Genomic DNA, 21,019 nt, shown 5'->3' with positions numbered 1-21,019 from the left:
CTACTCGTAATAATTATAAATCCCTGCCGCCATCACCAGTTGTGATGCCACTTCATGGGCTTTCTCGCGCCCAACCAGCAGGTCGATAATTTTCAGACCAAAGTCGATAGCTGTACCCGGCCCCTGGCTGGTCAGCAATTTTACCCGTGCATCCCAGACGACGCGCTTGTCCTGCCATTGTTCGGCGGGAATTTTGTCTTTCAGCGTCGGGAAGCCGGTCATATTGCCAATAGGGAAGATATCGTGCGGCACCAGCACGGTGGCTGGCGCGGCGCAAATCGCCGCGACGATACGCCCGGAACGGTGGAACTGTTTAACGGTTTCAACCAGCAGGGTGCTATCGCGAAAACATTCCGCGCCTTTAATGCCACCAGGCAGCACGATCACGTCATATTCGCCATCAGCCACTTCGACCAGCGGCGCATCCGCCAGCAGCTTCACGCCGCGCGAGCAGGTAATCGCCAGGTTACCATCGCTGGCGACGCTGGCAGTGGTGACTTTGATTCCGCCGCGAACCAGCAGATCGATAGTGGTGACGGCTTCAGTCTCTTCACTACCAGGGGCGAGGCAAACCAGTGCCGATGCGCTCATATTCACTCTCCTTTCTTTTTACCATTTCAAACAGGCGGGTGTTTTCCGGTACGGCAATCCCATGCGCGCGGGCGCGGCGTAAGAGAAAACCATTGATATAGTCGATTTCGGTGTGGCGCAGCGCGCGGATATCCTGCAACATCGACGAGATATTTTCCGCTGTTGCATCAATCACCTGCATCACGTAATCACGCAAATCTTCTGCTGAAGTATGATGCCCTTCGCGTTCGATCACTGCCGCGACTTCTTCGCATATCTGCATAATTTCTTGCGGATGATGACGTAATTCACCATTCGGGCAATTCCAGATGGCGGTCAGTGGATTAATCACACAGTTGACTGCCAGCTTGCGCCACAGCTCGGCGCGAATATTGTTATGCCAGGCAACGTCAGGTAACACGGTTTGTAAAATATCCGCCAGATAACTGTAATCGCCATCCTGTTGCCGTGCCGGACCAATATGCGTGATACCGTTTGCCACATGAATAATGACATTGCCGTCGCGGCGGGCGGCATGGGTGGTGGTGCCCATCAGTAACGGCTGCTGAATGTTTTGCAACTCTTCGATGGTACCCATGCCGTTGTGAATTAACAGTATTGGCGTGGTTACAGGCAGTGTGGACGCGAGGCTTTTGACGGCATCGGAAACCTGCCATGCTTTCAGCGTCACCAGTAACAGATCGCTGGTGGCCAGAAAATCGGGATCGTTAGCGGTCAGCGATTCGTTAAATATCGAACCGTCAGTCTCAACCAGATTCACGCTACAATAAGGTTGCGGTACGCGCAGCCAGCCCTGAACTTCGTGACCCTGTTTGCAAAGTGCTGTAAGCCATAATTGCCCTAAGGCACCGCATCCCAATACGGTAATTTTCATTGTTCCTCCTCACCCGCAACCACTCCGGGTGTTCAATAAGGCTATCCCTTAATTGTGCATGCTGTTGCGTCTATGCACAATTAAGGGATACGTCCTGGTGCAGGACTGTTGGTTATTTAACTTTGCAGGTATTATGCTTCGCATCAAAAATGAAGGGAGAGGAAAAGATGCCATCTTTCGATATTGTCTCTGAAGTTGATCTTCAGGAAGCACGTAACGCGGTTGATAACGCGAGCCGCGAAGTGGAGTCCCGTTTTGACTTCCGTAACGTTGAAGCCTCATTTGAGCTGAACGACGCCAGCAAAACCATTAAAGTGTTGAGCGAGTCCGATTTCCAGGTCAATCAGTTGCTGGATATTCTGCGTGCCAAGCTGCTGAAGCGCGGCATTGAAGGCAGTTCGCTGGATGTACCGGAAAATATCGTTCATAGCGGTAAAACCTGGTTTGTGGAAGCGAAACTGAAACAGGGCATTGAAAGCGCGACCCAGAAGAAAATCGTCAAGATGATCAAAGACAGCAAACTGAAAGTGCAGGCGCAAATTCAGGGCGATGAGATCCGCGTGACTGGCAAATCTCGTGATGATTTGCAGGCTGTCATGGCGATGGTGCGCGGTGGCGATCTCGGTCAGCCGTTCCAGTTCAAAAACTTCCGCGATTAATCGCGACAATGTGCGTTTTGTTCATGCCGAATGCGGCATGAACGCCTAATTCGGCCTACAAAGGCTTGTAACTCAGGAACTTTGTAGGCCTGGTAAGCGTAGCGCAGCAGGCAATTCGCCTCGTTTTTTATGCCTGACGAATTGCCTGTTCAACCTCAAAGCGATTCGTCACTTTGCTATCGATTTTCACGTAAGCTGAATGTTCTTCTTCTGCAATCAACACTTCTTTGACGCCTTCAGTTTCCAGCAAACGCACTTTTAACTCCTCGTTTGCGGCAATGTCCGCCGGGATTTCAATGCGCAAGCTGCTGACATACGGTGGTTCTTTCATGGTACTGGCGACTGCCAGCCACAATGCTGCCAGCATTGCGCCAGCGAGAAATACGCCCTGACCGTCAAACATGCCGTCAATCCAGCCGCCCAGCGAACCACCAATCGCCACGCCAAGAAACTGGCTGGTGGAGTAAACGCCCATCGCCGTACCTTTGTAACCAGCAGGAGACTCTTTACTGATAAGCGAAGGCAGAAGGGCTTCCATCAAATTAAACGCCACAAAGAAAAGCTGCACGCCGACCACCAGTTGCCAGAACTGCGTTTGTGCGTTCCACAACACGATTTCCGCAACCACGATCAGCCCGACGCAGAAGACAAAGACTTGTTTCATTTTACGCTTAACTTCAGCGTAGATAATGAAAGGTACGACAGAGCCAAAGGCGATTAACATCGTTGCCAGATAGACCTTCCAGTGTTCAGCCGCCGGGAAACCCGCATCAGCCAGTTGCCCTGGCAGGGCAACAAACGTCGACATCAGCAGCATGTGCAGACACATAATGCCGAAGTTGAGTTTCAGCAGCCGTGGTTCCGCCAGCACTTTACTGAAACTGCCTTTCACCATCCCGGACTCACGATTAAGTACGTGCGTGCTGCTGTTGGGTACAACCCAAATGGTCAACGCAATGCCGATCGTTGCCAGAATAGCGATCATCCAGAACAGCGCGTGCAGCCCAAGTTTGTGAGTAATGATCGGGCCAAGCACCATCGCAATGGCGAAGGTAATGCCAAAGCTCACGCCGATAAACGCCATCGCTTTGGTGCGGTTTTGTTCGCGCGTAAGATCGGAAAGCAGCGCCATAACGGCTGCTGCTATGGCGCCGGAGCCTTGTAGCGCCCGGCCCAGAATAATTCCCCAGATGGAGTCGGAAAGTGCAGCAATAACGCTACCGGCAGCAAATACCGCCAGTCCGCCGACAATTAATGGTTTGCGACCAATACGGTCGGAAAGCAGGCCAAACGGAATCTGAAAAACGGCCTGGGTCAGACCATAAATACCAATGGCAATACCGATTAATGCTTCGCTGGCGCCTTGCAGTGCCATACCGTACGTAGTCAGAACCGGCAGTACCATAAACATGCCCAGCATGCGCAGTGAAAATACGGTCCCTAAACCCCAGGTCGCGCGCCGCTCACCTGGCGTCATTTTATAATCGTTCATTACCACCTCTTAAAAAATTGCCCACATAGTGTAGTGCGGAGCGCATGTTAGGTAAACAGAGTGTTAATGAGTAAATATTACATAAGAGAGTGATTTTTACGTCAGGTATGAGCTTCTCTCATATTCTTGCTATTAATATATCATGCGTTAAATATAACAAATGAAAAGTTCAAATGATTTTATCCTGCAACTAATGACATTATTTTCGGATTTATTGATGGGCGTGTAATTTTTTATCAAAGGATGGTGTTATTTTATCGCAATAAATAGAAGCGTTGGAGGCACTGGTTATGCTGTTTCAGCTTAAATGTTTACTTATTACCTGGGCCGTTATGGCAGCGTATTTATTCATGAGGTGGATGTTTGGTGGTTGAATATATCAAGGAGGAATGTATGTGGTCTGGTAAAGTTATTTTATTATCATTGGGTTTATCTCTGGCTTCTTTTTGTCATGCTTCAACAGATATTGATCAACTGTATGAACGTATTGTCAATAAAGATCAGACGGCGTTAAAAGAACTGCAAAAATTAGCTGATACCAATAACACGCAGGCGCTAGTGCTACTGGGATTTGTTTATGAACACGGAGTGACAGTATCTGTTGACATCCCAAAGGCGATTCAGTGGTATGAGAAAGCCTGTAACCAGGGGGGCGAATACGGTTGTTATAATGCACTTTATTTCTTTCAATATGGTAAAGGCATAACCCTGGATGTGACACGAGCACAGATGTATGCCAGTAAGTCGAAAACTGACGATCTTAATATTCCGCCTGATTTGATGAATAAAATAATCAATCAGGCCTATGAATTGAAATCTGGGGCCGAGACAGACAAAACGAAACGGGCGAGTTTAATTGAATTTGTCAGTCGTTATGTCGGTCAGGCACCCGAGAATGATTTGCTTTTTTGGGGGCGAATTGGTTTCAGTAAACCGGAAATTTTGCGTCTGGCGACTCTATGGGCGCAGGAAGACGACCCCGAAATGGATTATATTGTCGGAAATCTTTATCTCGATGATTTTTCACCTTCTGATGATAGACGTTCTTTAGACACCATAAAGAAAGCACTGCAATGGTTTCGCACTGCGGCAGAAAAAGGTTATCCGATGGCGCAGTATACCATGGGCGATGCCTACGAAAATGGCAGTGCTGGTTTAAAAATTGATGCTGTCGAAGCCAAAAAATGGTACGAATTAGCTGCAAATAAGAATGACGAAAAAGCATTAGTGGCCCTGGGGAATATTTACTATTCTGGGTTGACCGGTGAGGTTGATTATTATAAAGCGAGCGTGCTTTTTGACAAGGCTGAACAGCAAGGGGCAAAAAAAGCCGCATTGTGGTTAAGTTGGATGTATTACAACGGATTAGGTGAAACGCTTGATTGTAATAAGGCATGGGATTATTACGAAAAAGGTGCGGGGAAATATTCAATGAAATTTAATAAGGATGAATATTTAACCCGTTGTAATCAAGATCAGAAAACCCGAGAAACACAGGGTGATATTTTACCTTATCTCACGTTAAAACATTACGGGACCTATGGCTTTAACGCAAATGAAAAACCAAAAATATGCGATATCAGTATTGAAATTAATGCAGATAAAATTAGTGGTATAACTAATTTGCAGTTGACGCTTGAGCTAAAGGGGAGTGAGGGAATGAGTAAAGAATATACCCTTTCTGTCCCTCCTTTTAGTTTGAATACGCTCGGTGTGGATATGTATAATAATTCCAGTCATATAAGAAAAAGCTATATAGACATCCCAATGTATAATCGTAATTTATGCGATTTTCATGATTTGACTTATTCTGTTAAAGCTGCGACGGCGATACTGAATGGAAAACAACGTGATTTATTAAAAGAAGCGCATATTCAGGTACAAGATAAATAAGGGATATTTTATGTTGCCTAAAAGAATATTATTTTCTTTAATGCTGATAGTTTGACCAGGCGTGGTGGCAAGTGAGAAAGCGCATGAATTGTATGACAGCATATACGATGGTAAACCTGCGCCCGATGTTATAAGTACACTGCATAAAATGGCTGAATCGGGGGATGTCGACGCGCAGAGCCTGTTAGGCTGGGAATATTATCAGCCCCGCTATGATACGAAACCCAACGTGCAGGAAGCGATTAAATGGTTCGAGTTAGCCGCCAGGCAAGGTCATGGAGATGCTTTGCTGGCACTGGGAGATATTTACTATTCCGGTACACTTATACGGGTGGATTATGCCAAAGCGTATGCGTTATTTAATCAGGCTACGCAACGCGGTGTGAATTTAGCCTGGTCCAGGTTGGGCATGATGTACGCCAATGGTCAGTATGTCGAGGTAGATTGTAAGAAAGCGAAGGAATATCTTGATAAGGGTGTCCACATTTATGGTGGTCCGGAAGACTTTATGGCCGCCTGTCGAAAAGACATGATTGACAGAAAAACCGTTGACGATACGTTACCTGTGATCACGATTACCCGTTCTGGAATGCGGGATAATTTTTTAGATGAGAGCTTTTCCTGTAAGGACAGCCTCTTTGCCGAAACCAATAAATTAGGCGAAGTGGCCAATCTTCGTGTTACGTACAACATCAAGAGTCCGGCTGGTAAAGAAATTATCCAAACGGTTGGTTTCGAGCCTTTCGGCTTAAACCGGCTGAATATTAACTTTACTGATTACATAATCGGTTCGTTTAGCAGCAATTCATTGCTCCTTCTTTATAGATCCGATTTTGAGTCGAAAATGTGTTCACAGGTGAAGACTCGCATTATTGCCGCAACGGCAACGATAAAGGGTAAAGAAGTGGATCTGCTAAAAGTGGGGGCAATAAAAAACCCGCCAGAGTAAGCGGGTTTTTTGATGACGATAAGATTTACCAAACAGACGCCAGCAGCGTATGCGAGTCCGGCACCATAAAATCAATGGACATCATTACCGAGAGGGCAGTGATGGCGATGATAGAGAAGCCGAACAGCTTGCGCGCCCAGATTCTGTCATCAGCAACTTTATAACCGCGCAGGGCCATACCTAACCACCAGACGCTCACCGCTGCGGCGACCACCAGATATTTATATCCAGCGTAACCGCCAAGAGAGAGCATCAGTGTGGCAACGGCAAAGGCGATGATATACAGCGTGATGTGATTCTTCGCCACCGAAATGCCTTTTACCACTGGCAGTACCGGAATGTTCGCCGCCTGATAATCCTTAAAGCGGAAAATGGCGATGGCATAGGAGTGAGGCATCTGCCACAGGCTGAAGATAGCCAGCAGGATCGCTGCGCCGCTATCGAACTCGCCGGTTACTGCACAGTAGCCGATCACCGGCGGCGCTGCGCCGGAGAGAGAACCAATCAATGTGCCGTAGACCGAGTGGCGTTTCATGTACAGGCTATAAACGCCGACATAAACCACAAAGCCCATCACCCCCAGCCAGCAGGCCAGCGGATTCGCGCCAAACCACAGCAGCATAAAGCCAGCAATACCCAGCAAGGTGGCGTACACCAGCGAGACAGCAGGAGAGATCAGGCCTTTAACCAGCACCCGATTCTTCGTCCTTTCCATCTTTCTGTCGATATCCCTGTCGATGTAGTTGTTAAACACACAACCCGACGCCACAACCAGTGACACCCCAACCAGCGTGTAGATAAACAGGGGATAATCAATGCTGCCCTTTGAGGCCAGCAGGAATCCCCCAATCACCGAGATCAGGTTGCCAAAGATGATGCCTGGTTTCGTTACTTGCAGGTATTGCTTAAACATCATAACCGCCGCTCTTAGTGCATCATCATGTTGTAGTTGAGGTTCCACATAATCCAGATGGAGCCTACAACCAGGATAGCGATGATTAGCACGGTGAAGACAAACGCCGTCATGTTCCAGCCTTCATCTGATTTGGTATTCATGTGCAGGAAGCACACCAGATGCACCAGAACCTGTACCACTGCCATTGCCAGGATTGTTCCCAGAATTACGGCCGGAGAGGCAGAACCTGTCATTACCATCCAGAACGGGATCACCGTCAGGATTACCGACAGGATAAAGCCTGTCATGTAGGTTTTTACGCTGCCATGGGATGCGCCGCTATGTTCGTTAGAATGACTCATTACATCGCCCCCATCAGATAAACAACAGTGAACACACAGATCCAAACCACATCCAGGAAGTGCCAGAACAGGCTCAGGCACATGATGCGGGTACGGTTAGTGCTGGTCAGGCCGCGACGGGCGATTTGCACCATCAGCACCGCCATCCAGATAAGACCGGAAGTGACGTGCAGACCGTGCGTGCCGACCAGCGCAAAGAACGCTGACAGGAAGCCGCTGCGATCCGGACCCATGCCGTTAACAATCAGGTGATGGAATTCATAGATTTCCATCCCGATAAATCCGGCACCAAACAACCAGGTCAACGCCAGCCAGGAGATAACCTGGCTTTTGTTGTTTTTGTACATGGCGATAGCCGCCATGCCGTAGGTGATGGAGCTGAACAACAGCAAGAAAGTTTCAACCAGAACGAACGGCAGTTCGAAAATGTCCTTACCTGTCGGGCCGCCTGCGGTGCCGTTCACCAGAACGGCATAGGTAGCAAACAAGATGGAGAACAGAATGCAGTCGCTCATCAGGTAGATCCAGAATCCGAAGATTTTGGTTCCGCCTGCATCGTGGTGCCCGTGTTCGTGCGCGTGGGCAGTCGCGTGCGTCAAAGTATCAGTTGCCATTTTTCAGCCCTGCCTTAGTAATCTCATCGAAATGCTGGTTTTCCAGTTTTTCGATTTCTGCCACCGGCACGTAGTAATCCACGTCCTCGTCGAAGCTTTTCACGATCCAGGTGATGATCATGCCTGCGAAGCCAACAATCGCCAGCCACCAGATATGCCAGATCATGGCGAAACCGAAGATGGTGGAGAAAGCTGCAATGACGATACCGGCGCCGCTATTTTTCGGCATATGAATTTCTTCATAGTGGTCAGGCTTTTTGTACGCTTCGCCTTTCTCTTTCATTTCCCAGAATGCATCACGCTCGTGAACGTGCGGCACAATGGCAAAGTTATAGAACGGAGGCGGGGAAGAGGTTGCCCACTCCAGCGTACGGCCACCCCACGGGTCGCCAGTCAGGTCACGGTTCTGGTCGCGGTCGCGAATGGAAACGTACATCTGAATAACGAGGCAGAGGATACCCAGCGCAATCAGTACCGCACCGCTGGCTGCAATCATCAGCATGGTGTGGAACTGCGGGTCAATCTGCTGGCTCAAGCGACGAGTCATACCCATGAAGCCCAGCGCATACAGCGGCATAAAGGCAACGAAGAAGCCGATGATCCAGAACCAGAACGCGCGTTTACCCCAGGTTTCGTTCAGTTTGAAACCGAACGCTTTAGGCCACCAGTAGGTCATCCCTGCGAAGCAGCCGAAGACCACGCCGCCGATGATAACGTTATGGAAGTGCGCAATCAGGAACAGGCTGTTATGCAGAACGAAGTCCGCGCCCGGTACTGCCAGCAGCACACCAGTCATACCGCCCACCGAGAAGGTGACGATAAAGCCGATGGTCCACAGCATCGCAGAATGGAACACGATGCGGCCCTGATACATGGTGAACAGCCAGTTGAAGATCTTCACCCCGGTCGGGATGGCGATAATCATGGTGGTGATACCAAAGAAGGCGTTTACGTTCGCGCCCGCACCCATCGTAAAGAAGTGGTGCAGCCAGACGATGAACGACAGCACGGTGATACAGACGGTTGCCCATACCAGCGAGGTATAACCAAACAGGCGTTTACGCGAGAAGGTTGCCGCAATTTCGGAGAACACACCGAAAACAGGCAGGATCAGGATGTAAACTTCCGGGTGGCCCCAGGCCCAAATCAGGTTGATGTACATCATCATGTTGCCACCCATATCGTTGGTAAAGAAATGGGTGCCCAGATAGCGATCCAGGGTCAACAACGCGACGGTAACCGTCAGAATTGGGAAGGAAGCAATAATCAGAATGTTTGCGCACAGTGATGCCCAGGTAAATACCGGCATCTTAAACATGGTCATGCCCGGTGCACGCATCTTCAGAATGGTAACGAAGAAGTTGATACCGGTTAGCGTCGTACCTATACCGGATAGCTGGAGACTCCATATCCAGTAATCGACACCGACTCCCGGACTGTACTCTATTCCCGATAGTGGTGGATAGGCCAGCCAGCCGGTCTGCGCAAATTCGCCCACGCCGAGAGAAACGTTAACCAGAATCACACCAACAACGGTAAACCAGAAGCTTAAGTTGTTGAGGAACGGGAACGCAACGTCACGCGCGCCGATCTGCAGCGGAACCACCAGGTTCATCAGACCGATAACGAAAGGCATCGCCACGAAGAAGATCATAATCACGCCGTGCGCGGTGAAGATCTGATCGTAGTGGTGAGGCGGAAGGAAGCCCGCTTCGCCCGCCGAGGCAAGGGCCTGCTGGCTACGCATCATAATGGCGTCAGCAAAACCACGCAGCAACATCACAATCGCCACGATGATATACATGATACCGAGGCGTTTATGGTCGACGGAGGTCAGCCACTCTTTCCACAGGTAGGTCCACTTACCGAAGTAAGTGATCAGGCCAACGAGCGCCAGACCTCCCAAAATAATGCCAGCGATCGTAACCATGACGATAGGTTCATGGTACGGGACTGCATCAAGTGATAATTTTCCGAACATCTTTATTCTTCCTCAACCCCTTTAATGGGCGGATTCCGCGTGGCTCATGTCCATGCCTTCCATACCTTCGTGTGCGCTGTGCTCACCTTCTGGCTGGGTCATGTCCATGCTCTTACCGTGAGCCATAAACTTATTAATCACATCGGCAAACAAGTCTGGTTTCACGTTGGAGAAATATTCCACCTGGTTGTATTCGCTAGGCGCGGCCAGTTTTTCGAACGCTGCCATGTCAGACATGCTGTTCGGCGACTGTTTCGCTTTTGCGACCCACTGGTCGAATTCGGCGCGATCCGGCGTTGCGATAGCTTTGAACTTCATGCCTGAGAAGCCCGGACCGCTGTAGCTGGCGGAGATACCGTCATAAGTACCGGGTTCGTTGGCGATCAGATGCAGGCGAGTCTGCATACCGGCCATGGCATAAATCTGGCTACCCAGACGCGGAATGAAGAAGGAGTTCATCACGGAGTTGGAGGTCACTTTGAAGTACACCGGAGTGTTCGCCGGGAAAGCGATTTCATTCACGGTAGCAATTCCCTGTTCCGGGTAGATGAAGAACCATTTCCAGTCCATGGAAACCACTTCGATGGTAATGGGCTTCTCGTCATGCGCCAGCGGCTTGCTAGGCTCAAGAGCGTGAGTAGTTTTCCAGGTCAGTACCGCAAGGAAGATGATGATTAAGATAGGTACCGTCCAGACCACAGCTTCCACTTTATTGGAGTGTGACCAGTTCGGGCTGTACTTAGCATCTTTATTGCTCGCACGGTACTTCCAGGCGAAACCAACAGCCATCAAGATTGCGGGAATAACGACAATCAACATCAGGCCAAATGCCGTCAGTATCAGTGAACGTTGCTCCAGACCAATCTGTCCTTTGGGATCTAACAGCGCAGAATTACAACCACTGAGCAATACAGTGCCTGCAAATAATGACAACCATCCCAAACTTTTATTGTATTTCCTGAGTCTCATTTAACGACCTCAATTCCACGGGATCTGGTGGCGTTTAAAGTGTGTGGGCATTTTACGGGAAGGTTACATTACTGTAAACATGATTAAATTCCTGTTACTTGGATTTGGCTGTCAGGTCACATATGTTGCAAAACATATCAAGTTGGTTTTAAGAAGCTGTTGCAAAAGGGCGTTATAACGAAAGGGGCGCGCGGAAGGGGGGTGGCAGGGCAATTGGTATAACCAATCTCAAAATAAAACAATTATTTAACAAATAATTATCATTGAAGTGACAATTCAGGTGAGGGGAAATAAAGTGTCATTAGCTGAATCGTGTAAGAAAAATAGAATCTATAAATGGCGTCAATAAATTTAGAAATCTAAGCCGCACAAAAAAACAAATATTATTAAGCGATGCTGATGTTTATTTAGCCGTAATAATTACGCCGGGTGATTACTACAGCTAAATAATATTCACAGATTACGTCAGATGTGTTTTTCGTAGCGCCAGATAATCCAGCAAACCACCAAGCACGACTCCGCCCAGGGCGATTAAAACGCCGACTTCCAGCAGAGCAGGCAGGAAAGAGAAGTGGGTCAAATCCAGCGCGTCCATCGTCAATAGCAGTAACCACACGGTTAACAGACTGACGCCCGTTGCCAGCGTCGACATGGCAAAGGCATAACCTGCCGGATACCCGGTACGAGGGATAAAGTCGTTATTGACCCATGTGTACTCCAGCGTGCGGCGGCAAACCAGCAGCAAAATAAGTCCAGGTACGGCGGCGGCAACAGAGAATAGATAGAACGTCGGCCAGCCGTGAGCTTCAACAAACCAACCTGCTACTGGTCCTACATAAACCCGTCCTACAGCAGAAAGCGCCGAGAGCAGGGCGAACTGGGTAGCGGAAAATGACTTATTACACAGGGTCATTAATAGCGCCACAAATGCTGATGTTCCCATCCCGCCACACAGATTTTCGAAAAAGACAGCCGCGCCCATGCTGTAGAGATGCTTATCAGTCACGGAAAGTAGCCAGTAACCGGCGTTGGACGCACCTTGTAAAAGGCCGAAAATCATGAGCGCACGGAACAATGACAGGCGCTGCATTAAAATTCCGCCGAACAATGCGCCGACGATAGTCGCCAGTAGACCGAGCGTTTTGTTAACTACACCCACTTCGCCGGCATCAAATCCGACGCCGCGAATCAAAAACGTGGTTGTCAGGCTCATGGCGAAAGCATCGCCCAGTTTGTACAGTACGATTAAAAGCAGAATCAGCCATGCGTTATTGCGGCCAAAGAAATCACGCAATGGTGCTACAACGGCTCGTTCCAGCGTTTTGGGTACAGGAATGGTGTCGGTTGGTTCTGGTGCAAGCAGTGTCGCGATAATACAGGGGATCAGCAGCGCCGCCATCAACCAGTACATGCCTTGCCAGCCCAGCCATTTATCCGCCAGCCATAAAGCCAGGCCGCCGGATACCAGCATCCCCAGGCGATACCCCAGCACGCTGATTGCTGCACCTGCGCCGCGTTCTTCCGCTGGAAGCACATCCGTTTTCCAGGCATCAAAGACGATATCCTGGGAGGCGGAGCAAAAAGCGATCACCACCGCCAGAGCTGCCATCCAGCGTAATTGGGTGCCAGGTTCGAGAAAACCCATCGCCGCAATGGACAGTAACAATAGAGTTTGTGTAGCGAGCAGCCAACCGCGCCGACGTCCGAGGAACGGTGGGGTGTAGCGGTCCATTAGCGGGGACCAGAGAAATTTAAATACATAAGCCTGGCCTACCAGAGAGAAGAAACCGATGGTTTTAAGATCGATATTCTCAACGGTCATCCACGCCTGTAACGTGCCGGATGTCAGGGCTAGCGGTAGCCCGGATGCAAAACCCAGGATCAGCAAAATGGCTGAACGCGGCTGTTGGAAAATACGTAAATATTGACTGGACATGGGCGTCTACAGGCCCGGTTTGCACCGGGCCAGAGGGCAGAAATTAACGCGCGTTCTGCTTGATGAATTCGTGAATGCTGGTGTCCTGAGACATGTCAGCAATGGTGTCGGTCAGCACACTGTTAACCGCATCGGCGATATTTTTGTTGGAAGCCTGAAAAGCGCCTTCAACGTTGTAGCTGGCACGATAGTTTTTGGTCATCTTGTTGCCATTCTGCGCGGTGGCGATGATGGCGATATCTGCTTTAGTGGCGATGTTGTAACGCACGTTACCCTGGGACACGTCAGCATACAGTTGGCTAACGATGATTTGCAGATTAACCGGACCATTTGGGCCGACCATGTAACCACGCGCGGTCATTTGTTTTTCCAGCACTTCTTGCAGCAGGAAACGCAAATCGCGAGAGGCGGTCAGGGTGACAATCTGATTATCGCGGGTCACTTTCGCCAGCGCCTGATCGGTACGTTGATCGGCACCATTAATGCTAACGGTGACGCCCATCAGGCTTGGATCCTGCTGCGGCAGCGTCATCGTTGGGGAAACGTCAATCGTCGTTGGTGGTGTTGCGCATCCTGCAAGCATAAACAGAGCAACTAATGGGAAGAGGATTTTTTTGAACATGTTCTGGCTCTCAGAGACTGGTAAGCGTGTTTGGTAAAAAATTCTCGCCATCATAACATTGCCAACGACGAGGGGAAGTGGGTAAGGCATGTAAATTCATCGTGTTGACGAAATAATCACCGTGAGTAAAAGAATCACTCGTGCGCAGCCTGTGAATTAATCTTTAAATCAGTAAACTTCATACGGTTGACTGAAAAACTGGGACGAAAGCTAAATATTTGTTGCTAAGCTGTAATGGTAACGGTAAAAGCGGCTAGTATTTAAAGGGATGGGTGACATCTCAGCGTTGTCGGAGGAGATATTTCATGATGATACGTGAGCGGATAGAAGAAAAATTAAGGGCGTCGTTCCAACCCGTATTCCTCGAAGTTGTGGATGAAAGCTATCGTCACAATGTCCCAGCCGGCTCTGAAAGCCATTTTAAAGTTGTGCTGGTCAGCGATCGTTTTACGGGTGAACGTTTTCTGAATCGTCATCGAATGATTTACAGTACTTTAGCGGAGGAACTCTCTACTACCGTTCATGCGCTGGCTCTGCATACTTACACTATTAAGGAATGGGAAGGGTTGCAGGATACCATTTTTGCCTCTCCTCCCTGTCGTGGAGCAGGAAGCATCGCGTAAAAACGCATTTGCAACCGTCAGCGCTTTTCCAGTATGTTGCTAAAGATTTTATGAAAAACGGCCTGCGGGCCGTTTTGTTTTGTCTGGATTTTGTGCTTTTTGCCCAGCATTCAGACGAAAATTCCCCGGGGATTGTGAAAAAATACGCGGTAGCGCGCAATAACCGTTCTCGACTCATAAAAGTGATGCCGCTATAATGCCGCGTCCTATTTGAATGCTTTCGGGATGATTCTGGTAACAGGGAATGTGATTGATTATAAGAACATCCCGGTACCGCGAAGCCAACAACCTGTGCTTGCGGGGTAAGAGTTGACCGAGCACTGTGATTTTTTGAGGTAACAAGATGCAAGTTTCAGTTGAAACCACTCAAGGCCTTGGCCGCCGTGTAACGATTACTATCGCTGCTGACAGCATCGAAACCGCTGTTAAAAGCGAGCTGGTCAACGTTGCGAAAAAAGTACGTATTGACGGCTTCCGTAAAGGCAAAGTGCCAATGAATATCGTTGCTCAGCGTTATGGCGCGTCTGTACGCCAGGACGTTCTGGGCGACCTGATGAGCCGTAACTTCATTGACGCCATCATTAAAGAAAAAATCAATCCGGCTGGCGCACCGACCTATGTTCCGGGCGAATACAAGCTGGGTGAAGACTTCACCTACTCTGTAGAGTTTGAAGTGTATCCGGAAGTTGAACTGCAGGGTCTGGAAGCGATCGAAGTTGAAAAACCGATCGTGGAAGTGACCGACGCTGACGTTGACGGCATGCTGGATACTCTGCGTAAACAGCAGGCGACCTGGAAAGAAAAAGACGGCGCTGTTGAAGCAGAAGACCGCGTAACCATCGACTTCACCGGTTCAGTTGACGGCGAAGAGTTCGAAGGCGGTAAAGCGTCTGATTTCGTACTGGCGATGGGTCAGGGTCGCATGATCCCGGGCTTTGAAGACGGTATCAAAGGCCACAAAGCGGGCGAAGAGTTCACCATCGACGTGACCTTCCCGGAAGAATACCACGCAGAAAACCTGAAGGGTAAAGCAGCGAAATTCGCTATCAACCTGAAGAAAGTTGAAGAGCGTGAACTGCCGGAACTGACTGCTGAATTCATCAAACGTTTCGGCGTTGAAGATGGTTCCGTAGAAGGTCTGCGCGCTGAAGTGCGTAAAAACATGGAGCGCGAGCTGAAGAGCGCCATCCGTAACCGCGTTAAGTCTCAGGCGATCGAAGGTCTGGTAAAAGCTAACGACATCGACGTACCGGCTGCGCTGATCGACAGCGAAATCGACGTTCTGCGTCGTCAGGCTGCACAGCGTTTCGGTGGCAACGAGAAACAAGCGCTGGAACTGCCGCGCGAACTGTTCGAAGAGCAGGCTAAACGCCGCGTAGTTGTTGGCCTGCTGCTGGGCGAAGTTATCCGCACCAACGAGCTGAAAGCTGACGAAGAGCGCGTGAAAGGCTTGATCGAAGAAATGGCTTCTGCGTACGAAGATCCGAAAGAAGTTATCGAGTTCTACAGCAAAAACAAAGAACTGATGGACAACATGCGCAATGTTGCTCTGGAAGAACAGGCTGTAGAAGCTGTACTGGCGAAAGCGAAAGTGACTGAAAAAGAAACCACTTTCAACGAGCTGATGAACCAGCAGGCGTAATTTACGCAGCATAACGCGCTAAATTCGCACAAAGGCCCGTCACCGCCAGGTGGTGGGCTTTTTTTTGTCATGAATTTTGCATGGAACCGTGCGAAAACGCTCTTTCGGTGTTAGCGTAACAACAAAAGATTGTTATGCTTGAAATATGGTGATGCCGTACCCATAACACAGGGACTAGCTGATAATCCGTCCATAAGGTTACAATCGGTACAGCAGGTTTTTTCAATTTTATCCAGGAGACGGAAATGTCATACAGCGGCGAACGAGATAACTTTGCACCCCATATGGCGCTGGTGCCGATGGTCATTGAACAGACCTCACGCGGTGAGCGCTCTTTTGATATCTATTCTCGTCTACTTAAGGAACGCGTCATTTTTCTGACTGGCCAGGTTGAAGACCACATGGCTAACCTGATTGTGGCGCAGATGCTGTTCCTGGAAGCGGAAAACCCAGAAAAAGATATCTATCTGTACATTAACTCCCCAGGCGGAGTGATCACTGCCGGGATGTCTATCTATGACACCATGCAGTTTATCAAGCCTGATGTCAGCACCATCTGTATGGGCCAGGCGGCCTCGATGGGCGCATTCCTGCTGACCGCAGGGGCAAAAGGTAAACGTTTCTGCCTGCCGAACTCGCGCGTGATGATTCACCAGCCGCTGGGCGGCTATCAGGGCCAGGCGACCGATATCGAAATTCATGCCCGTGAGATTCTGAAAGTTAAAGGGCGCATGAATGAACTTATGGCGCTCCATACGGGTCAATCATTAGAACAGATTGAACGAGATACCGAGCGCGATCGCTTCCTTTCCGCCCCTGAAGCGGTGGAATACGGTCTGGTCGATTCGATTCTGACCCATCGTAATTGATGCCAGAGGCGCAACTGTGCCGCTATACTTATCCAGGGCGGCACAACGCTATAAGCGACTTGCGCCTGAGAATGGCATTTGCGTCGTCGTGTGCGGCACAAAGAACAAAGAAGAGGTTTTGACCCATGACAGATAAACGCAAAGATGGCTCAGGCAAACTGTTGTACTGCTCTTTTTGCGGCAAAAGCCAGCATGAAGTGCGCAAGCTGATTGCCGGACCATCCGTGTATATCTGCGACGAATGTGTTGATTTATGTAACGACATCATTCGCGAAGAGATTAAAGAAGTTGCACCGCATCGTGAACGCAGTGCGCTACCGACGCCGCATGAAATTCGCAACCATCTGGACGATTACGTAATCGGTCAGGAACAGGCGAAAAAAGTGCTGGCGGTCGCGGTATACAACCACTACAAACGTCTGCGCAATGGCGATACCAGCAATGGCGTCGAGTTGGGCAAAAGTAACATTCTACTGATCGGTCCGACCGGTTCCGGTAAAACGCTGCTGGCTGAAACGCTGGCACGCCTGCTGGATGTTCCGTTCACTATGGCCGATGCGACTACACTGACCGAAGCCGGTTATGTGGGCGAAGACGTTGAAAACATCATTCAGAAGCTGTTGCAGAAGTGCGACTACGACGTACAGAAAGCGCAGCGCGGTATTGTCTACATCGATGAAATTGACAAGATTTCACGTAAGTCTGACAACCCGTCTATTACCCGTGACGTTTCCGGTGAAGGCGTACAGCAGGCACTGTTGAAACTGATCGAAGGTACAGTTGCAGCTGTTCCACCGCAGGGCGGGCGTAAGCATCCGCAGCAGGAGTTCTTGCAGGTAGATACCTCTAAGATCCTGTTTATCTGTGGTGGTGCGTTTGCTGGTCTGGATAAAGTTATTTCCCATCGTGTAGAAACCGGCTCCGGCATTGGTTTTGGCGCGACGGTAAAAGCGAAGTCCGACAAAGCAAGTGAAGGCGAACTGCTGGCACAGGTAGAACCGGAAGATCTGATCAAATTTGGTCTGATCCCTGAGTTCATCGGTCGTCTGCCAGTTGTAGCAACGCTGAATGAACTGAGCGAAGAAGCCCTGATTCAGATCCTTAAAGAGCCGAAAAATGCCCTGACCAAGCAATATCAGGCGTTGTTTAATCTTGAGGGCGTTGATCTGGAGTTCCGTGACGAGGCGCTGGATGCTATCGCTAAGAAAGCGATGGCGCGTAAAACCGGTGCACGTGGTCTGCGCTCCATCGTAGAAGCCGCACTGCTCGATACCATGTACGATCTGCCGTCCATGGAAGATGTCGAAAAAGTGGTTATCGACGAATCGGTAATTGATGGCCAGAGCAAACCGCTGCTGATTTATGGTAAGCCGGAAGCGCAACAGGCATCTGGTGAATAATTAACCATTCGCATACAGTCAGTTAACCAAAAAGGGGGGATTTTATCTCCCCTTTCATTTTTCCTCTATTCTCGACGTTGAATGTGGGGGAAACATCCCCATATACTGACGTACATGTTAATAGATGGCGTGAAGCACAGTCGTGTCATCTGATTACCTGGCGGAAATTAAACTAAGAGAGAGCTCTATGAATCCTGAGCGTTCTGAACGCATTGAAATCCCCGTATTGCCGCTGCGCGATGTGGTGGTTTATCCGCACATGGTCATCCCCTTATTTGTCGGGCGGGAAAAATCTATCCGTTGTCTGGAAGCGGCGATGGACCATGATAAAAAAATTATGCTGGTCGCGCAGAAAGAAGCTTCAACGGATGAGCCGGGTGTAAACGATCTTTTCACCGTCGGGACCGTGGCCTCTATATTGCAGATGCTGAAGCTGCCTGACGGCACCGTCAAAGTGCTGGTCGAGGGGTTACAGCGCGCGCGTATTTCTGCGCTCTCTGACAATGGCGAACACTTTTCTGCGAAGGCGGAGTATCTGGAATCGCCGACCATTGAGGAGCGGGAACAGGAAGTGCTGGTGCGTACTGCAATCAGCCAGTTCGAAGGCTACATCAAGCTGAATAAGAAAATCCCACCAGAAGTGCTGACGTCGCTTAACAGCATCGACGATCCTGCGCGTCTGGCAGATACCATTGCCGCGCATATGCCGCTGAAACTGGCTGACAAACAGTCTGTTCTTGAGATGTCCGACGTTAACGAGCGTCTGGAATATCTGATGGCGATGATGGAATCGGAAATCGATCTGCTGCAGGTTGAGAAACGTATTCGTAACCGCGTGAAAAAGCAGATGGAGAAATCCCAGCGTGAGTACTATCTGAACGAGCAGATGAAAGCCATTCAGAAAGAACTCGGCGAAATGGACGACGCGCCGGACGAAAACGAAGCCCTGAAGCGCAAAATCGACGCGGCGAAAATGCCGAAAGAGGCAAAAGAAAAAGCGGAAGCAGAACTGCAGAAGCTGAAAATGATGTCTCCGATGTCGGCAGAAGCAACCGTGGTGCGTGGTTATATCGACTGGATGGTACAGGTGCCGTGGAATGCGCGTAGCAAGGTCAAAAAAGACCTGCGTCAGGCGCAAGAAATCCTCGATACCGATCATTATGGTCTGGAGCGCGTGAAAGATCGTATCCTTGAGTACCTCGCGGTTCAAAGCCGTGTAAACAAAATCAAGGGGCCGATCCTCTGCCTGGTAGGGCCGCCGGGGGTAGGTAAAACGTCCCTGGGGCAGTCCATCGCCAAGGCCACAGGACGTAAATATGTCCGTATGGCACTGGGCGGCGTGCGTGATGAAGCGGAAATCCGTGGTCACCGCCGTACTTACATCGGTTCTATGCCGGGTAAATTGATCCAGAAAATGGCGAAAGTGGGCGTGAAAAACCCGCTGTTCCTGCTCGATGAGATCGACAAAATGTCTTCTGACATGCGTGGCGATCCGGCTTCTGCACTGCTTGAAGTGTTGGATCCAGAGCAGAACGTGGCGTTCAGCGACCATTACCTGGAAGTGGATTACGACCTGAGTGACGTGATGTTTGTCGCGACGTCGAACTCCATGAACATTCCGGCACCGCTGCTGGATCGTATGGAAGTGATTCGCCTCTCCGGTTATACCGAAGATGAAAAACTGAACATCGCCAAACGTCACTTGCTGCCGAAGCAGATTGAACGTAATGCGCTGAAAAAAGGTGAGCTTACCGTCGACGATAGCGCCATTATCGGCATTATTCGTTACTACACCCGTGAGGCAGGCGTGCGTGGTCTGGAGCGTGAAATCTCCAAACTGTGCCGTAAAGCGGTTAAGCAGTTACTTCTCGATAAGTCATTAAAACATATCGAAATTAACGGCGATAACCTGCATGACTACCTCGGCGTACAACGTTTCGACTATGGTCGCGCGGATAACGAAAACCGCGTCGGTCAGGTAACGGGTCTGGCGTGGACAGAAGTCGGCGGCGACTTGCTGACCATCGAAACTGCATGTGTACCAGGCAAAGGTAAACTCACTTATACCGGTTCGCTGGGCGAAGTGATGCAAGAGTCCATTCAGGCGGCGTTAACGGTGGTTCGTGCGCGTGCGGAAAAACTGGGGATCAATCCAGATTTTTACGAAAAACGCGACATCCACGTGCACGTACCGGAAGGTGCGACGCCGAAAGATGGTCCGAGCGCTGGTATTGCCATGTGCACTGCGCTGGTTTCTTGCCTGACCGGTAACCCGGTTCGCGCCGATGTGGCGATGACGGGCGAGATAACCTTGCGTGGCCAAGTGTTACCAATCGGCGGTTTGAAAGAAAAACTGCTGGCGGCGCATCGTGGTGGAATTAAAACTGTGTTAATTCCGTACGAAAATAAACGCGATCTGGAAGAGATTCCAGACAATGTTATTGCCGATCTGGACATTCATCCGGTGAAACGTATTGAGGAAGTTCTGACTCTCGCGTTGCAAAATGAGTCGTCTGGCATGCAGGTTGTAACCGCAAAATAGTGACCTCGCGCAAAATGCACTAATAAAAAAAGGGCTGGCAGGTAAATTCGGACTTGCCAGTCTTTTTTTGTCTCGTTAAGTTAGAGGGCGGATTAGGCTTGCCCTT

At 49.7% G+C, this 21,019-nt stretch carries 18 protein-coding genes; 8 read left to right on the top strand and 10 right to left on the bottom strand.

Features of this window, described 5'->3' with window-relative positions; genetic code table 11:
* Both yajL and panE read right to left on the bottom strand, forming a co-directional pair.
* Complete coding sequence (gene yajL, locus D9597_RS15340) at positions 1-591, bottom strand: protein deglycase YajL (RefSeq protein WP_001276309.1); 591 nt, start codon at positions 589-591, stop codon at positions 1-3.
* The gene (gene panE / locus D9597_RS15335) at positions 554-1,465 is read right to left on the bottom strand and encodes a 2-dehydropantoate 2-reductase (RefSeq protein ID WP_000705865.1); all 912 of its coding nucleotides are present in this window, start codon (positions 1,463-1,465) and stop codon (positions 554-556) included. The genes yajL and panE overlap by 38 nt, the downstream gene beginning before the upstream one ends.
* Before the next feature lie 167 nt (positions 1,466-1,632).
* Between panE and yajQ the strand changes: the two genes are divergently transcribed.
* The gene (gene yajQ, locus D9597_RS15330) at positions 1,633-2,124 is read left to right on the top strand and encodes a nucleotide binding protein YajQ (RefSeq protein WP_001138904.1); all 492 of its coding nucleotides are present in this window, start codon (positions 1,633-1,635) and stop codon (positions 2,122-2,124) included.
* Between the two features lie 127 nt (positions 2,125-2,251).
* Here the strand turns inward: yajQ and D9597_RS15325 are convergent, their stop codons facing one another.
* Positions 2,252-3,616, bottom strand: a complete 1,365-nt coding sequence (locus D9597_RS15325; RefSeq protein ID WP_130223233.1) for an MFS transporter — start codon at positions 3,614-3,616, stop codon at positions 2,252-2,254.
* Between the two features lie 393 nt (positions 3,617-4,009).
* On the opposite strand from D9597_RS15325, the gene D9597_RS15320 reads away from it, so the two are divergent.
* Positions 4,010-5,509 carry an SEL1-like repeat protein gene (locus D9597_RS15320; protein WP_130223231.1) on the top strand — a complete coding sequence of 500 codons (1,500 nt, stop codon included), beginning with the start codon at positions 4,010-4,012 and terminating at the stop codon, positions 5,507-5,509.
* A gap of 61 nt (positions 5,510-5,570) precedes the next feature.
* Positions 5,571-6,458, top strand: a complete 888-nt coding sequence (locus D9597_RS15315; RefSeq protein WP_240780431.1) for a sel1 repeat family protein — start codon at positions 5,571-5,573, stop codon at positions 6,456-6,458.
* A gap of 25 nt (positions 6,459-6,483) precedes the next feature.
* On the opposite strand, the gene cyoE is transcribed toward D9597_RS15315, so the two are convergent.
* From cyoE to D9597_RS15280, 7 genes are all read right to left on the bottom strand, one after another.
* Entirely contained in the window at positions 6,484-7,374 is an 891-nt protein-coding gene (cyoE, locus tag D9597_RS15310; RefSeq protein WP_130223227.1) for a heme o synthase, read from the bottom strand.
* A gap of 11 nt (positions 7,375-7,385) precedes the next feature.
* Complete coding sequence (locus tag D9597_RS15305; protein ID WP_130215447.1) at positions 7,386-7,715, bottom strand: cytochrome o ubiquinol oxidase subunit IV; 330 nt, start codon at positions 7,713-7,715, stop codon at positions 7,386-7,388.
* A complete protein-coding gene (locus D9597_RS15300; protein WP_000179819.1) occupies positions 7,715-8,329 on the bottom strand; it encodes a cytochrome o ubiquinol oxidase subunit III in 615 nt (204 codons plus the stop codon). Before D9597_RS15300 ends, D9597_RS15305 begins: the two co-directional genes overlap by 1 nt.
* A complete protein-coding gene (gene cyoB, locus D9597_RS15295; protein WP_130215449.1) occupies positions 8,319-10,310 on the bottom strand; it encodes a cytochrome o ubiquinol oxidase subunit I in 1,992 nt (663 codons plus the stop codon). Before cyoB ends, D9597_RS15300 begins: the two co-directional genes overlap by 11 nt.
* A 21-nt stretch (positions 10,311-10,331) precedes the next feature.
* Entirely contained in the window at positions 10,332-11,279 is a 948-nt protein-coding gene (gene cyoA, locus D9597_RS15290) for a cytochrome o ubiquinol oxidase subunit II (RefSeq protein ID WP_001239440.1), read from the bottom strand.
* A 460-nt stretch (positions 11,280-11,739) separates the two neighbouring features.
* The gene (gene ampG, locus D9597_RS15285) at positions 11,740-13,215 is read right to left on the bottom strand and encodes a muropeptide MFS transporter AmpG (protein ID WP_130223225.1); all 1,476 of its coding nucleotides are present in this window, start codon (positions 13,213-13,215) and stop codon (positions 11,740-11,742) included.
* A gap of 43 nt (positions 13,216-13,258) precedes the next feature.
* On the bottom strand, positions 13,259-13,837 hold the full coding sequence (locus D9597_RS15280) for a lipoprotein (RefSeq protein ID WP_130206262.1): 579 nt from the start codon (positions 13,835-13,837) through the stop codon (positions 13,259-13,261).
* A gap of 305 nt (positions 13,838-14,142) precedes the next feature.
* Between D9597_RS15280 and bolA the strand changes: the two genes are divergently transcribed.
* From bolA to lon, 5 genes are all read left to right on the top strand, one after another.
* Positions 14,143-14,460 (top strand): transcriptional regulator BolA, encoded by a 318-nt coding sequence (gene bolA, locus D9597_RS15275; protein ID WP_130215453.1) that lies wholly within the window; start codon positions 14,143-14,145, stop codon positions 14,458-14,460.
* 343 nt (positions 14,461-14,803) lie between these two features.
* A complete protein-coding gene (tig, locus tag D9597_RS15270; protein WP_001198386.1) occupies positions 14,804-16,102 on the top strand; it encodes a trigger factor in 1,299 nt (432 codons plus the stop codon).
* A 245-nt stretch (positions 16,103-16,347) separates the two neighbouring features.
* Positions 16,348-16,971 (top strand): ATP-dependent Clp endopeptidase proteolytic subunit ClpP, encoded by a 624-nt coding sequence (gene clpP / locus D9597_RS15265; RefSeq protein ID WP_000122253.1) that lies wholly within the window; start codon positions 16,348-16,350, stop codon positions 16,969-16,971.
* A 125-nt stretch (positions 16,972-17,096) separates the two neighbouring features.
* Positions 17,097-18,371, top strand: coding sequence for an ATP-dependent protease ATP-binding subunit ClpX (gene clpX, locus D9597_RS15260; RefSeq protein WP_000130305.1), 1,275 nt, complete (start codon positions 17,097-17,099; stop codon positions 18,369-18,371).
* Positions 18,372-18,558: 187 nt separating this feature from the next.
* On the top strand, positions 18,559-20,913 hold the full coding sequence (gene lon, locus D9597_RS15255; protein WP_130223223.1) for an endopeptidase La: 2,355 nt from the start codon (positions 18,559-18,561) through the stop codon (positions 20,911-20,913).
* The last annotated feature ends 106 nt before the right edge of the window (positions 20,914-21,019 follow it).

Source organism: Escherichia sp. E13S3 (assembly GCF_004212325.1).
Lineage (GTDB): Bacteria > Pseudomonadota > Gammaproteobacteria > Enterobacterales > Enterobacteriaceae > Escherichia.
The sequence above is the reverse complement of the archived record's forward strand: the minus strand, read 5'-3'. Positions and strand labels throughout refer to the sequence as shown.

Bases quoted from the DNA above. Each gene is read 5' to 3' on its own strand.
- D9597_RS15325 (WP_130223233.1), bottom strand. From the start codon at position 3,616: ATGAACGATTATAAAATGACGCCAGGTGAGCGGCGCGCGACCTGGGGT.
- clpP (WP_000122253.1), top strand. From the start codon at position 16,348: ATGTCATACAGCGGCGAACGAGATAACTTTGCACCCCATATGGCGCTG.
- yajL (WP_001276309.1), bottom strand. From the start codon at position 591: ATGAGCGCATCGGCACTGGTTTGCCTCGCCCCTGGTAGTGAAGAGACT.
- cyoE (WP_130223227.1), bottom strand. From the start codon at position 7,374: ATGATGTTTAAGCAATACCTGCAAGTAACGAAACCAGGCATCATCTTT.
- clpX (WP_000130305.1), top strand. From the start codon at position 17,097: ATGACAGATAAACGCAAAGATGGCTCAGGCAAACTGTTGTACTGCTCT.
- ampG (WP_130223225.1), bottom strand. From the start codon at position 13,215: ATGTCCAGTCAATATTTACGTATTTTCCAACAGCCGCGTTCAGCCATT.
- D9597_RS15300 (WP_000179819.1), bottom strand. From the start codon at position 8,329: ATGGCAACTGATACTTTGACGCACGCGACTGCCCACGCGCACGAACAC.
- cyoA (WP_001239440.1), bottom strand. From the start codon at position 11,279: ATGAGACTCAGGAAATACAATAAAAGTTTGGGATGGTTGTCATTATTT.
- lon (WP_130223223.1), top strand. From the start codon at position 18,559: ATGAATCCTGAGCGTTCTGAACGCATTGAAATCCCCGTATTGCCGCTG.
- bolA (WP_130215453.1), top strand. From the start codon at position 14,143: ATGATGATACGTGAGCGGATAGAAGAAAAATTAAGGGCGTCGTTCCAA.
- D9597_RS15320 (WP_130223231.1), top strand. From the start codon at position 4,010: ATGTGGTCTGGTAAAGTTATTTTATTATCATTGGGTTTATCTCTGGCT.
- D9597_RS15305 (WP_130215447.1), bottom strand. From the start codon at position 7,715: ATGAGTCATTCTAACGAACATAGCGGCGCATCCCATGGCAGCGTAAAA.
- tig (WP_001198386.1), top strand. From the start codon at position 14,804: ATGCAAGTTTCAGTTGAAACCACTCAAGGCCTTGGCCGCCGTGTAACG.
- yajQ (WP_001138904.1), top strand. From the start codon at position 1,633: ATGCCATCTTTCGATATTGTCTCTGAAGTTGATCTTCAGGAAGCACGT.
- D9597_RS15280 (WP_130206262.1), bottom strand. From the start codon at position 13,837: ATGTTCAAAAAAATCCTCTTCCCATTAGTTGCTCTGTTTATGCTTGCA.
- panE (WP_000705865.1), bottom strand. From the start codon at position 1,465: ATGAAAATTACCGTATTGGGATGCGGTGCCTTAGGGCAATTATGGCTT.
- cyoB (WP_130215449.1), bottom strand. From the start codon at position 10,310: ATGTTCGGAAAATTATCACTTGATGCAGTCCCGTACCATGAACCTATC.